Source organism: Treponema sp. R6D11, assembly GCF_054786075.1.
On the sequence record NZ_BDHD01001334.1, the window covers coordinates 1 to 328 of the forward strand.

Annotated in this window: 1 protein-coding gene; it reads left to right on the forward strand. The window is 45.4% G+C overall.

What is annotated here, in order from left to right:
* Positions 1-37 precede the first annotated feature (37 nt).
* Positions 38-328: ribose-phosphate pyrophosphokinase-like domain-containing protein (locus ACYVTD_RS18650; RefSeq protein WP_461249075.1), on the forward strand; the 291-nt coding region annotated here is incomplete at its 3' end.

Genomic DNA, 328 nt, shown 5'->3' on the forward strand with positions numbered 1-328 from the left:
CCTCGGGCACTCCAACGCTTCCGGTTTCGCCGGTTACGTGCTGAAACAAAACAGCTTGAACTTGTTAAATACCGATATTTTCGCCAACGGAGAAATGGAAGTTTCAGTTAATTATTCCATTCGCGGAAGAGACGTTATTCTTTTTTCATCAAGCGCAAGAAACGAAGCCGATGTCAATGTTCATGAATCAAAAGTCGAGTTGTACCACGCTATAGACGCTCTGATACGCTGTCAGGCGAATAGGATACTTGTTTTTGAGCCGTTTATTTCTTGTTCACGGCTGCGACGCTCTTACCAGCGTAATGTTTGCCAGAGCGGACACTTCCCT